We start from the raw sequence: 14,012 nt of genomic DNA, 5'->3' as shown, positions 1-14,012 counted from the left end.
TATGCAATCATCAGATCCTGATGCTAATTTCGCACTTATAGCTACTTGGCTCATTAATGATACCTTTACTGGTAATGATCTATCCAATTCGCTTATTTCTACAAATCCAAATTTCACAAAACCAGCGGTACTTGTAGACCAAAATAATAATATAGGAATAGGTACAACTGATCCTGATGAAAAAGTTAACTGTAAAAGGAAAGATTCACGCTAAAGAAGTAAAAATAGATTTAAATGGAGCTTTAGTCCCTGATTATGTATTTGAAAAAAGTTATGACCTCAAACCTATTCAGTATCTTAGTAAAGATATTAATGAAAATAAACATTTACCAAATATTCCTTCGGAGGCAGAAATAGAAAAAGAAGGATTCAAAGTTATGGAAATGAACCTAAAACTCTTGAAAAAAATAGAAGAGTTAACACTCTATATTATTCAGCAGAATAAAAGAATTGATAATCTTGAAAAACGGGTTAAGTAAAGACTATTTCATAAACTTTGTAAATAGACCATCCATTCGGTGAGGGATTTTTAACAAAAAGGCGGACAAATTTTTTAAGGCCTATGCTACATTATTAAATTGATAAAATTCTAGTTCTAATTCATAAGGTGTTTTATATCCTAAAAAAGAGTATAAGCGTTTCCTATTATACCAAATTTCGATGTACTCAAAGATAGCAGTTTTAGCCTGTATAGTTTTAAAATCATCATCATAAATAAGTGCTACTTTTAAAGTTTTAAAAAAAGACTCAGCTACGGAATTATCCCAACAATTGTCTTTTCTGATAATGGATTGGGTTACCAGCGGGATAGATTTTATAAATGTTTTAAATGCTTTTGAGGCATATTGTATCCCTCGATCCCAGTGAAATAGTAAATCCATGTTTATCTTGCGCTTTCTTATAGCCATTTTCCATGCCGGTATAATAGTTTGATTAGTGTGCAGGTTTGTATTTAATGAACAACCGATTACTTGCCTGTCAAATAAATCAATAATAGTTGTCTAATACAGCCAGCCTTGGTGGGGTTGAATGTAAGTGATATCGATAACACAAACTTTATTTAACCTATAAGGATTGAAGTTTCTGTTCAATAAATTTCTACAAACAGGATAACTGTAATTGGAATCTGTGGTAGCCTTAAACTTCCTTTTATGTTTGCTCAACCTATGGTCCGTCTCCATAATTTTAGCCACTCTAAACCTGAATATACAATAGCCTTTACGTTTTGGCTGCTCGGCTATTCTTGTAGAGCCATAGCGGTGGTTTACTCAAGTCAAATTCCTTTTGTTTAAGAGCTTTGCGAAGTCTTTTAAGTGCTAAAGCACAGCGGATATTGGTTTTTTCAGGCTTAGGCAATATAACTGTCTCTACTGCCTTACGCCATTTGTAGATTCTTTGGACTTCTATGCCCAGTTCATCCGCTAGTTCTTTTGATTTTGGACTATAATAGCTTCTTTTCATGGTTCTAAGATATTTGTTTTATAACAAACGATCTTAAATTTTATGTCTCAGTAAAGGTAGCAAATCCAAGCAGGCCTTGCCCAAAAGCAGGCACAATAAAAAACCGCCTTATTGGGCGGTTTTCTTTTATTTTGGCGAAGTTCACGAATCATTTTCTATATCCCACTTCCTTTTCATCTTTATAGGTAACTGTAATTCCCTTAGACCTGAAAAATTCAATCAATTTTTTTGACATATCTTCAGGACAATTAAATCTAAACTTCCCCTTTGCGCTCTTAAGCTTGAAATGTGATGGGGAATTATATGCATATCCATGGAAACTCATCCCGTCTATTTCACCGAAATTGATTGTCAACTTTTTTCTGCCCAATAAATTGATGGGATAAAAATATTCTATTTCAGTTTCCTTGATAATTACTTTGTAAATCCATTTCGTATTAAAAAAAAGGATAATGACAAATGTTATTAATATAGAAGGATAAAGCAAATTAATAGAGTTACTTTCAATAAAGAAAGCAAGCCCAACCCTAATTATACCAAATATACCTAGCACGATTAATGCTCCATTGAAAAAACTGTTTTTCTCAAAAACTTCTTTATAGTCTTCCATCATGACCCTCTTCGTTTATGTTTATTTTTTCTATTATTATTGCCGATAAATCAAATATAGCTTTAAATAAATTTATGGCTGCCGAAGACTTACTGCTTGTTGTCGCCGCTGTACTCCTTAGGGTTTTAACTGCTTCTGTTTTGCTCCCTACCGCAGATGCTGTACCGACCAAGGTAGCACTCTTTTGACCATTCTCATTCAAGTAATCTGTAAGGCTGCCATTTTCCCCACCCGCCACAACATCTGCATCAGAAACCAAGCCAAGATAGGTAAAAAACGTTCCCTCGCCTGCAGCTATAGCTCCAACACCAAAAGCAAGTCCCACTCCCGCAAAATAATTCTTCGTTGTCTCACCTGCTCTCTGGAACTCTGTGTTGTTGCTTACTGCATCAAATACTTCACCTATACTCAGGTCAACGCGTTCCACTTTCGTGATATTAATCCCAGCCTTAGAAAGATTAAAATTAGCCTCTGGTCCACCATAGATGGCCTTTACCATCTTGTTCTCGTCATCATAAACATTGAACTGTGATTCATTATGGGTTCCATCATTCCAATCATGGTTATCCGTGACCGATGTCATTTGAGGGATACTTTTTGTATATCCCCCCGAATGATTTTTCAGGACATTATATACCGTCACGCGCAATTTTTCCAGTCCCTCAAGTTCGACACCACTAACGGGATCGTTCTCCGAAAAATTATAAGGTGATTGATAACTGTAATCCTCAGCTAGGGGATCAATGCTCCAAAAGCGTCCACCTATGGTCGGGTCACTGAAACGGTATTTCCATTCGTGAATATTCAACCCTAAATCATCTGTAAATTCTTGACCTTGATAGGTTTTATGATTATTCTCTGTTCCAACTACAAAATCATTATATCCAGAATGAAACATTCCAAAAGGATAGTAATTTCGTTCACGTAAAATCTCCGAACTTGTCTCTATACTTCCGTTTCCGTCAGTATCTGAATATGAAACCCTTACATTATCCCATACATCCTTATATTGATAGACATACTGGTACTGGCCATTCTCCTTACTAACATAACCCTCCGAGGTACTAAAAAACTCAAAATTCCCTCCTTTATAAATAAAGTTCCCCGCATATTCCGTCTTTATCGTTGTTCCGTTTTCAGTCACCTTCTTGGCTAGTTTTGTTCCTGTAGCATCATAAACATACTCAATCTTTTTAGATTCCCCACTGCCCACTCGAATCTTTTCCGGCAAGTTCAAATGGTTATAAGTAATCCCATTTTCCTGGATGTTCTTATTCAAATCTTGGGTCATATTCCCATTACCATCATACGCATAATCTATAGCATTATTTGAACTACCTTTAAAACCTTTTAGGATTTCTGATTTATCATTAACTTTCACCAGTCTATTACCATCATATTCATAAGTTAAATCATCTATTACATTATAATTTCCTGTTGAAATAAATCCACTTCGTTTTAATGATAAAATATTTCCATTTTTATCATATTCAATACCTGAAACATCATAATTGGCTACATCCTCAGTAAAAGAATGATTGGAATTAACTGAACTACTTCTAAATTGTGCAGATTTTATTCTATTTAATTCATCATAAGAATAAGAATATCCCCTTTTTTTATTATCAGACAAAGCAGATTTCCAAATACTTTCACTTATATTACCATTATACAATGGCAAAGACAATCCCATTTCTGTAGAATTATAATTTAATTTAAAAGCAAACAAATCTTTATCTAAATTATCTACGTTGTTTATAGATTTAAGCCACCCATTTACAGTGTACTTATAATTAATCTGCTGTAAACCTTCTAAAACAGAAGATCCTCCTACTTTTTTAGTGATTAAATTTCCCAATTCATCATAAAAATTTGAAGCAATTAATTCCTTATAATTTATCTTTGTTTGATTTTTAATAATGGAAGCTTTAAAACTAACTCCATCTTTTGCTTTAAAATGAAACCCCGGTTTTAATAAGATAGAATGATTTGATATTACACTAGAATCTTTATTAATTAAACTATTAATTATTAAATCTTGTTTTTCAATATCTCCATTTAAAGATTGTGTATGGGTTTTCAATCTGCCTACATGATCATAATCGTAAAAATCGGTTAAAATAATTTTTGAATCTGCTATATCTCTCTTTTCATGTTGACTAGTACTTTCTAATATTTTTCCAGAAAAATCTAAACTATTCGTTGTAGTTAAAGTACTTTGTAAGTATTGATTATTGGTATTACTCCAAATAGTTCTAGCATAATTATCATACCCAAAAGTAGATGTTATCCACTTTTCTGAGTTTTGGGTTAAAACCCGTACTTGAGATACTGTTGATAACCCCTTTACCTCTAAAGTTATTTTTTTTCCTTTATTATTAGATATTGGCAATTTTTCAAAATAAATTGAATTATTCGGAAGATATGTATCAAAATAATTAATTGATAAAATTTTACCCGTATTAACTTTAGGATAACTTTTATTAGTATAATATATTTCAGTACTATTTATAGTATTAGCCTTTTCTTGATTTTTTAATCGACTTTCAAATGTTTGTAAATGTTTATCTGCTAACTCTTGATGCTGATTAATTGATAACGTGCTATTAAAAAAACCTGTATATATTTTTCTTCCAAGTCTATCGTATTTGGTAAATAGCCATTGATTTTTTTTTCGAAGTTCTTTGTCTTGGGTCATTATAGGTTGACCTATTTTATTATAAACAATGTACTCTAAACCCTTTCCTGGTATTTTTTTTTCAATAAGCCGATTTTTTGTATCATATTTATACTGATAACAAAATTTATCTAATATTTCTTGAGTAATTTTACTTTCCGGATTTGATTGCGGAGGTAATACATATACTAAATTTCCATAATCATCATAAACATAATAAGTATCTATCTGATCTAAATGATTAGTCTTGGAGTTAGTAACAAATCTTCTTTCTAAAAGTTTTCTATTCTGAAAATCTATAAATACTTCTGTATCGTAACTTTTTTCATCACCCTCTCTATAATTTTCTCCTCTAGTTGTAAATTTAAATAATTGAGGTCTTTGATCTTTATTTTTCATTAAATAACCATTATCTAATAATACAGGCTTGTTTTTATCTGTTGACGATTCATAACTTACAGAATAATATTTTACTTTATCTCTATAATTAACTAAATGATAATCTTTTTTTTCGCTATGATGATTTTCATTGGATAAATCCCAAGCATTTCCTGGTAAGGCTTTTTCTAAAATTAGATTCCTAGGAGATGATTCAAAGACCTTTTCTGAATATGGATTTTTTGTATTTTCATACTTATCGGATTCATAGAATTGTTTTTGTTCTTCGAAAGCATTGTTATGATACTTCCCTTTTGTTGCTCTTTTATCGGCATAAGGAAGATATTCTTTTTTCTGCCTACCTAACTTATCATACTGAAATGGAGTAATTACATCTTCATAATTTGCCCCTCCTCTTACAGAAATACTTTGTTTCAATCTTCCTAAGGCATCAAAATAATTTACTGTTTCTGTTTTTTTTGTATATTCCTTTATTTCAGAAGTATTTGAAATTGGTTCCAAAAATTTAATAGTTTGAATATAATTTTCAGTTTGTGTAAGTTTTACTTCTCCCTGTAAACCTTTATTACATATATCCTCTAATGTTTGTATTTTTTCAAAATTGCTATATTCTAAAAGAGGATATTCGCTATCCTTGGCTAAAGGAGAACTATCTATTAAATAAAACAAATTCTCACCTTTTATTTCAAAATTATAAATCGTTCCTTCTTTTAACGAAGACTTAGAACATATATTTAAATATTTTACAGTTCCTAATTCTACATTTTCACAATATTCATTAATTTTATCTAAATTTTCGCCTATAATTTTAACTTTATAAAGTTTAATATATTTATCAAACTCATTGACTAGTCCATTAACACTACTTATAAATTCTATTGAAGTAGGACGTATATGAACATACCCTTGACTAGGTTTCATTTTTTCCCTAACACCATAAAAATTATTTTTACCATTAACTTTGATATTATATATATAACCTGCTCTCATTTCTTCCCCATATGTATCAATATAATTTGTTAAGGTATAGGGGCTCCCCTGATTGGGGAAATAGTCTGGAGTTGGATATGGATGACCCTCAGAATATTTTTCTACATCTGCTACTGTCGTTCCGATTTTAACAAGTTGATAACCACTATATATTTGACTATATGAAAATTTAACAAACATTAGTACTAAAAGGAATATAATTTTTTTCATTCTTAATTTTTAAAATGGTAGTTATACAATTCTAATATTTGGTTTTCATTATTTCTAATCGTTTTCAACCTATTAGATTGGTCTCTATCATAATACGTACGTATTCCTCTCTGATCCGTTATACTTTTTACACCTATTAAAGGATCATGTGTATAAGTATTTACAGATACCGTATTATCATTAGCTTTTTCATTTACTAATTTTCGTAAATCATCCAATTTTTTTAATAAAACTTCCTCGCTTTCATTAATTGAAATTTCATTAAACGAAGAACAATTCATACCATAATCTTCAAATAACCAATTATCTAATTCATTTCTTCTTACCCCATTAATAATTGCTACAATACTAGTATTACCATAACCATATATTATCGATATATAACTACCATTTGGATTCTGGATTTCTATTATATTACTACTCAAATCTCTTTTGGAGATAGACATAGTTGGTAATTCTAAACTGTCTCTTGTAAACTTTTTAATTTTATTGAGATTTATATAACCGGAAGAGAAAGGTTTATATTCAAAAACCTTTTTCGAATATTTCCTACCCGATATTTCTATTTCCATTGGTAATGCTATTCTATTCGAATTAACCAATTCTTTTGCATATGCATAATTTTTATTTACCCAAAACTTTTTCTTTTCATAAGGATTTCCATAAGCTGGATATTTACAAATCTTTTTTGATTCCCATAAAATTTTATCCCCATCTTCTCTATGAAGATAATTAGAAATTAAACTCTCTGTAAGCAGTGGGAAATATGGATCATACAAATTTAATGTCTGCACAATTAACCCTCGGTCGTACATTTCGTCTCCGCCTGTCCCATATTCTTCTACAGTATGCAAATGTTTAAGATATCTTGACATTGGGTATTTTAATATTTCTTTAACACCTCCGTAACTATTATATTTCGATTTTCCACTTCCACTTAAATAGGGGTTTGTAGAACTTGGATTTACGACCCAGTTATAATAAGTTAAATCTAGATGATCCATTTCATCTTCCCTATAAGAATTGGTTTCTTTAATGACTATTATATCGGAAGAATTATAAATTTCTTTAGATAGCAGCTTTCCTCTTTTATAGTCATTACTAAAGGTTAATCTGTTATGTGTTAATCTGCCCCAATTTTTACCATAATCAGAATTATAAGTTCTTCCGGGGGAATATTCCTTATCAGGCACAGCATCTTCAAAATAACTATATGTATATTTTGTTAAACCATTACGTACACCTTCATATTTTTCTGTTACATACCCATATGCTACAAAACTACCCTTGTTTAATTGTATTGCTGTTTTGGGGGTAGAATAAATTTCTATATATAAATAACTTAGTAAATCATTTAGATTTGAAAAAGAATTTCGCACTTCATATGCATCCAATAATTCGTAAGTAGCATATTGTGGAAAATAGCCCATTCTACCATCGCTATATTCGTATTTCATAGAAGTCCTGTCTCCATTTTCATCTACAATTTCTTGAGAAGCAATCCTTAGCCCTCCCCCTTTTATAATTTTATAATAATCTATCGTATTCAACTCATAATTAAAAGTTTGTTTTCCTCCAGTTGGTGTTTTTATCTCTTTTAAAGTATAAGTTTTTGCATAATTTAAATTTGATAATAGAGAAAAATTACCAGGGATATATATCGAATTCGGTGTTTTAAATGGGGTTATCCTAAAATCCTTAAAATATAGCTTTGGACGGGCATTATTTTCTGGTGTATCTACAGATGGCGAATAACTACCATTATTATATCCTAAAAAATCGTACGCATACGTATCTCTTGGAGGCATCGGATATTCTTCGTGATAAGTAAATTGATAACCTGGTTTTGGAACTCCCGAATTATCCAGCTCATATACTTTATTTAACTTTAATCTTTTTCCTTGAGGTGATTCCGGATCTATACTTGAAATAAAATAAGAATAATCAAACCGCCACTTTTTTACTATTTTATGGTCTCTATTTTTAACTTGCACCTCATCAAGCCTTTTTTCATCAGGGAAATCCTCTCGTGCAGTGTTATAACTAAAATCTACCTCAACCTCTCCGTTATCTAAAATTATTTTAGACAGCCTATTTCCTAAAGCTATATTTGTTTTACGATAAGCTTTATAAGAAAAATTCCTATTTGATGCTACCTTCCTTTCAACCAAACGAATTTTATCTGGATTAGAAGCTATATATTTTTCGTACTTATAAACTACTTTTTGCCCAGTGCTTAAATCTTCTATGGACTTTAATTTAATCATATCTACTCCAAAATTCAGTATTCTATTATCATACTCAGCATTTGTCTCGTTCCTTGTTTTAGAAACAACTATTTCCGGCATATTAAATTCATAACGTATTCCTTTTAGAGTAGTTACTGTTACTTCGACTACTCCCCAATTCATAGCTGTCGATAAATACTTTTTATCTTTTATAATCGGATCAAACCTGTCAAATTTTACCTCTATTTTATTTCTTTGCGCGCTTAATTCTTTTACTTGAGCATTCCTATCGAAAATAAAACTAGTATTAAGCCCAGGAGCACTTATTGAAAATACGTCCGGCAACGCATCATTATTGGGGTTATTTGCAGAAATAAGTAAGTTTGAATCAGGATGTTTTTTATACAACCACCCGGCTGGAGTATGCGTTTTTGACCCTCCAGATGACTGGTGTTGCAATATACGATAATCCGATAAATGTTTAATTTTTCGCAATACAACACCACCTCCTAAAAGACTCCAATTCAAACCATAATTAGATGCCATATCTGCCACCTTAACACCTCCTGAATTGTATTTTAAAAGCACTGGTATACTCAAATTCTTAAGTTCCAAGGTATATAAAGGAACCTCTATATTTACTTTACCTACAAATAGATCTGTAGGTAAAATAGTCGTTTCAGCAAAAGAACTCACTTCTGGTGAATAAACAGTTGGTGTTATTATTTCATCAGCTATTTGATGATAATTAGATTTAAAAAACTCTTCATCTCTTCTACTTTGACTACTAGCTGTAAGACTTACAAAAAAAAATATAAAAACTAAATAGAATGTCTTCTGCATTTTTTACAATATATTTAATCGCAAACTTAGATTTTTAATGCTTTTTAATTTTCACAAAAAACCATACTATTAGTAAGGTTTTAAGTTTTTTTTTAGCCTAGCTGTTTTTTACTATTGTAAAAGGAAACTGAATTATGAAAACGAAAAAATTAAAAGCCTTTAACCTTCAAGAGATGCTTATAGTTTTAGTAATTATAGGTATTTTATTATTGATAGCGCTTCCTAATTTTATGCCACTTATTAGTAAAACGAAAGCACAGGAGGCCAAAATCCAATTAAAGTATATAGCTAACTTAGAGCAGCAATACCAATATCTACATTCTAAGTATTCTCCAAGCTTTGAAGAAATCGACTATCAACCTCCTATTACAGTAGAGAAAAACGGAAACGCAAATTATAAATATGAAATTATCCAAGCGGGTATACAGAATTATAAAGTTAGAGCTACTGCTGTGGTAGATTTTGACGGAGATGGAATTTATGATGTCTGGGAAATCGATAAAAAAGGTAATCCTGAGCAAGTTGTTAAAGATTGAAATATGCGGATTATAGAACTATTGATCATCATAACGCTTACACTTATAACCTATCAAGATATTACACAAAGAGCAGTGATTTGGTTTTTATTTCCTTTGGTTGCAGTATTAGGTGGGTTCTTTTATTTAGCAAACACTAGTATAATAAGCACAGCTTTAATATTTATTAGCATTAATTTAAGTATAATTTTTTTTATTTTATTGATTGTATGGTTCTATAGCCATTTTAAATTAAAAAAAGAATTAAATACTACACTGGGAAATGGGGATATTTTTTTATTGATTGGTTTAGCTTTTTGTTTCCCCGTCGACACTTTTATTATTACTCTTACTTCAAGTTTAATTCTAAGTTTAATTTTACATCTTCTCTTTACCAAAAAAAGTACAGTACCTCTTGCTGGCTTTATGAGTATTTATTACAGTATTTTTTATAGTGCATTTTTTTTAGGATGGAATCCTAAGATTTTTAATTAAAATAAAATCGAATGGAAACTTTTCAGCAACGAATACCGACAGAATTAAAACAAATTATCACTTCTGAAGAAGCTTACGAATATCGTATAATTCCTAAAGAAAAAAACAATAATTCCATAATATTTTGGAGTGATGCTAAAAATAGCAATAGATTAGCTAAAGAATTATCAATAATCTATAATTCATCGATTACAATAAATTCCATAAATAGCACAAGTCTTGACACTCTTCTTGCTAAGAATTATAGAAAATCAACTACCACAAAAGCTTTAAACTTTAATTTAAATTTTTTAGAAAAATTATTGTTATCTGCAAAAGAATATGACTCTAGTGATATTCATCTAGAACCCTATGAAAAGCAATGTAGAATACGATTTAGAATTGATGGTAAATTAATTGAGCAGTATACCATTAATAAAGAGGAATATCCTCAAATAATTAATCAAATTAAAATAAAAGCCGGACTAGATATTTCTCAAAAGCGGCTTTCTCAAGATGGAAGAATATCGGTAAACACTGATGGAAATGAATTTGACATACGAGTTTCTTGTCTCCCGACATTACACGGAGAGAAAATCGTTATGCGTATTCTAAAAAGAGATACAAAAAATATTGATTTAAAGAAATTGGGTTTTACAGATCAGGAGCTTAAAACCTATCTTGAAGGGATCAAAAATCCAAATGGCATCATTCTTATTTCAGGTCCCACCGGATCTGGAAAAACAACTACATTATATGGAACTTTAAAATTACTTAACGAAGAAAGTAGAAATATAACTACTATTGAGGATCCTATTGAATATACTTTAGAAGGTATCAATCAAGTGCAACTAAAGGAAGATATAGGTTTTGACTTTCCGAGTGCTTTACGAACATTTCTAAGGCAAGATCCTGATATAATTATGGTTGGAGAAATTCGAGATGAAAAAACAGCAAATATGGCTATTAAAGCTGCATTAACAGGGCATCTTGTATTTTCTACCATTCATACAAACTCCGCATGGGCTACCATATCTCGTTTAATTGATATGAGTATTCCTCCTTTTTTAATTGCTTCAACCTTAAAGATAAGTATGGCGCAACGCCTAGTTAGAAAACTATGTCCACATTGCAAAAAAGAAACCTGTATTGAAAAAATAGACTTCCCTTCACAATTTAGTATCCCTAAAGAAATGAAAACAACTTTTGAGCCTATTGGATGTCCTCAATGCCATTATACCGGTTACTCTGGAAGAATCGCCATTTATGAAATTTTACCTATAGACCGACAGATGGAACAATTTATTCATTCTAATGACCTTAACATAGACGAGCATACCCAAAAACACAAAATCAAAACATTAAAAAGTAACGCAATAAGACTTATTAAATCAGGAAAAACCTCAGTTGAAGAAGTCTATTCCATACTTACTAATACTATATGATATATACTAACTTTTTCAGATATACAATACTCTTTGTATTATTGAACATCACCCTTGTAAGTTATTCCCAAGAATCTGGTCGTATTGAAACGATTCAGAAACAACTTGATCAATTTGGAGAAACCTATCCTACCATTAACGAAAAAGTAGATATAAACCTTTCAAATACCTCACTTTCCAATTTTCTATTAGCCGTTGCTAAAGTACACGACTTAAATTTTAATCTATCACCAGAACTTGAACAAATAACATTAATCAATAATTTTTCAGATGTAGAAATAAAAAACTTATTACTATTCTTAGCTCGAGAATATAAGCTCAGTTATGAATTCACAGGTAACATAATTTCTATACAACAATATACTCCCGTTCCTAAGCCAATTCCTGAAAAGCAAATAAAGGCTTCTTATAACGCAAATCAACATTTATTAAGTTTAGATCTACATAATGATCGATTAGATAAAGTGTTTAAAAAAATTACTGATGTCAGTGGCAAAAACTTAGTGTATGCACCGGGAATGGAATCTACTCCTCTTTCCGCATATATACAGCAAGCTAATTTTGACGATGCACTAGAAAAAATGGCCATATCTAATAATCTTTTGATGACAAAATCCGAAGATGGCTTTTATATTTTCAATAATTTTTCTCCGTCAAAAGTAAGAGGAAACCATTCTGCGATAGAATTTACTAACAACTTTTATTACCAAATTATAGACACTACTCATAAAGTATTACAGGTAAACTTCAAAAATATTCCAATTTCGGATATTATTCACTCTATAGCAGAAGATTTAAAGATTGATTATTATCTAGCCTCACCGTTAGAGGATCTAGGAACAGTTAGTTTTAAATCGAATAATATTCACTTTGATCAGTTATTACAATATATCTTCGAAAGCACAGAAATTGTACCCTCAGCTAATACAAATAATTTAAATACCAATTTTCAGAATGATATTCCTGCTCAAAATTCCCAAAACAGTTCTTCCCATTATACATATCGTAAAGAGAATAATGTATATTTTTTTGGCACTTCCAGCTTACTTTCTTTAAAAGAAATTAAAGTAATCCCCATGATGTATCGATCTATTCAGTTACTTTCAGATCCCACTTATAAAACTTCGAGAACTCAAAATCAAGATCGAAACTTTTCTGCAGCTAATACTACAAACTATTCAGATAACACTAATTATTCGAACTATCAAAATAATCACAATAGAAACAAAACATCAGATTATAGAGAACATGAATCTGAACTATCTATCGATGCAATTGAAAAAATTATTCCAGAAGAATTATTAAATAATATTGATTTAAAGATCGATGCCGAATTAAATAGTTTTGTAGTAACTGGTCAAACTGTAGCTATTAATCGTTTTCGAGATTATATAAAATATATAGATAAGCCAGTACCTGTAATATTAATTGAAGTAATGATAATTGAAGTAAATAGATCTGCAACTGTAGAGACCGGAATAAATTTTGGATTAGGAAAAAAAGAAATAAAGACTACTGGTGAAGCTTTTCCTAAAACAAATATGCAAATAGGATCAGAAACAGTTAACAAAGTAATAGGTGGCTTTGATGGATTTGGTTCTATGAATCTAGGAAAAGTGCTTCCTAATTTTTATATGAATATAAAAGCTCAAGAATCTAATGGCAATCTAAAAGTGCTTTCTACTCCAAAATTAAGTACACTAAATGGTCATAAAGCACATCTTTCAAGCGGCCAAACTACTTACTATGCCGTTACTAATCAAAATTATTTTGGTTCTCAAATACCTCAAACTAGTGAATTCAAAAATTATTATCCTATTGATGCGGAATTAGCAATGGATATTCGTCCATTTGTATCGGGAAATGGAGAAATCACCTTAGATATAAATGTTTTACAATCCAGTTTTAATGGAGAACGAATAGCAGAAGAAGCTCCTCCGGGTATGAATAGTAGAGAATTTTCATCAATAATTCGAATGCGAGATCAAGATGTAGCCATACTAGGAGGTATAGAACAACGAACTAAAAATGACTCAGGAACCGGAGTTCCACTATTAGCACGAATACCTATTCTAAAATGGTTATTTAGTGAACGGCAAAGGGAAGACTCTAAAAAAAAGCTAAATATACTTATAAAACCTACCGTAATATATTAATGGT

The 14,012-nt window shown here is 30.7% G+C and carries 10 protein-coding genes; 5 read left to right on the top strand and 5 right to left on the bottom strand.

Annotated features, from left to right (window positions below; all coding sequences use genetic code 11):
• The first annotated feature begins 1 nt into the window (after window position 1).
• Window positions 2-214: a hypothetical protein gene (locus tag ACN0WI_RS11970; protein ID WP_417887139.1), complete on the top strand. Its 213-nt coding sequence runs from the start codon at window positions 2-4 to the stop codon at window positions 212-214.
• The gene (locus tag ACN0WI_RS11965; RefSeq protein ID WP_417887138.1) at window positions 177-479 is read left to right on the top strand and encodes a hypothetical protein; all 303 of its coding nucleotides are present in this window, start codon (window positions 177-179) and stop codon (window positions 477-479) included. Before ACN0WI_RS11970 ends, ACN0WI_RS11965 begins: the two co-directional genes overlap by 38 nt.
• 81 nt (window positions 480-560) lie before the next feature.
• Here ACN0WI_RS11965 and ACN0WI_RS11960 read toward each other — a convergent pair whose 3' ends face one another.
• The 5 genes from ACN0WI_RS11960 to ACN0WI_RS11940 all read right to left on the bottom strand — a co-directional run bounded on the left by ACN0WI_RS11960 (window position 561) and on the right by ACN0WI_RS11940 (window position 9,418).
• A complete protein-coding gene (locus tag ACN0WI_RS11960; protein ID WP_417887283.1) occupies window positions 561-992 on the bottom strand; it encodes a transposase in 432 nt (143 codons plus the stop codon).
• Between the two features lie 226 nt (window positions 993-1,218).
• Complete coding sequence (locus ACN0WI_RS11955) at window positions 1,219-1,461, bottom strand: hypothetical protein (RefSeq protein WP_417887137.1); 243 nt, start codon at window positions 1,459-1,461, stop codon at window positions 1,219-1,221.
• Window positions 1,462-1,609: 148 nt separating this feature from the next.
• The gene (locus ACN0WI_RS11950; protein ID WP_417887135.1) at window positions 1,610-2,074 is read right to left on the bottom strand and encodes a hypothetical protein; all 465 of its coding nucleotides are present in this window, start codon (window positions 2,072-2,074) and stop codon (window positions 1,610-1,612) included.
• A complete protein-coding gene (locus tag ACN0WI_RS11945) occupies window positions 2,058-6,347 on the bottom strand; it encodes a DUF6443 domain-containing protein (protein WP_417887133.1) in 4,290 nt (1,429 codons plus the stop codon). The genes ACN0WI_RS11950 and ACN0WI_RS11945 overlap by 17 nt, the downstream gene beginning before the upstream one ends.
• 2 nt (window positions 6,348-6,349) lie before the next feature.
• The gene (locus tag ACN0WI_RS11940; RefSeq protein WP_417887131.1) at window positions 6,350-9,418 is read right to left on the bottom strand and encodes a hypothetical protein; all 3,069 of its coding nucleotides are present in this window, start codon (window positions 9,416-9,418) and stop codon (window positions 6,350-6,352) included.
• Between the two features lie 134 nt (window positions 9,419-9,552).
• Between ACN0WI_RS11940 and ACN0WI_RS11935 the strand changes: the two genes are divergently transcribed.
• From ACN0WI_RS11935 to ACN0WI_RS11925, 3 genes are all read left to right on the top strand, one after another.
• Window positions 9,553-9,954, top strand: a complete 402-nt coding sequence (locus ACN0WI_RS11935) for a prepilin-type N-terminal cleavage/methylation domain-containing protein (RefSeq protein WP_417887129.1) — start codon at window positions 9,553-9,555, stop codon at window positions 9,952-9,954.
• A 485-nt stretch (window positions 9,955-10,439) separates the two neighbouring features.
• Window positions 10,440-11,852, top strand: coding sequence for a GspE/PulE family protein (locus tag ACN0WI_RS11930; protein ID WP_417887128.1), 1,413 nt, complete (start codon window positions 10,440-10,442; stop codon window positions 11,850-11,852).
• Between the two features lie 41 nt (window positions 11,853-11,893).
• Window positions 11,894-14,008, top strand: a complete 2,115-nt coding sequence (locus ACN0WI_RS11925; RefSeq protein WP_417887127.1) for a type II secretion system protein GspD — start codon at window positions 11,894-11,896, stop codon at window positions 14,006-14,008.
• Window positions 14,009-14,012: the final 4 nt, after the last annotated feature.

This window comes from Zunongwangia sp., assembly GCF_048269745.1.
Lineage (GTDB): Bacteria > Bacteroidota > Bacteroidia > Flavobacteriales > Flavobacteriaceae > Zunongwangia.
Note: the sequence above shows the minus strand (reverse complement) of the source record. Positions and strands in the feature narration are given on the sequence as shown.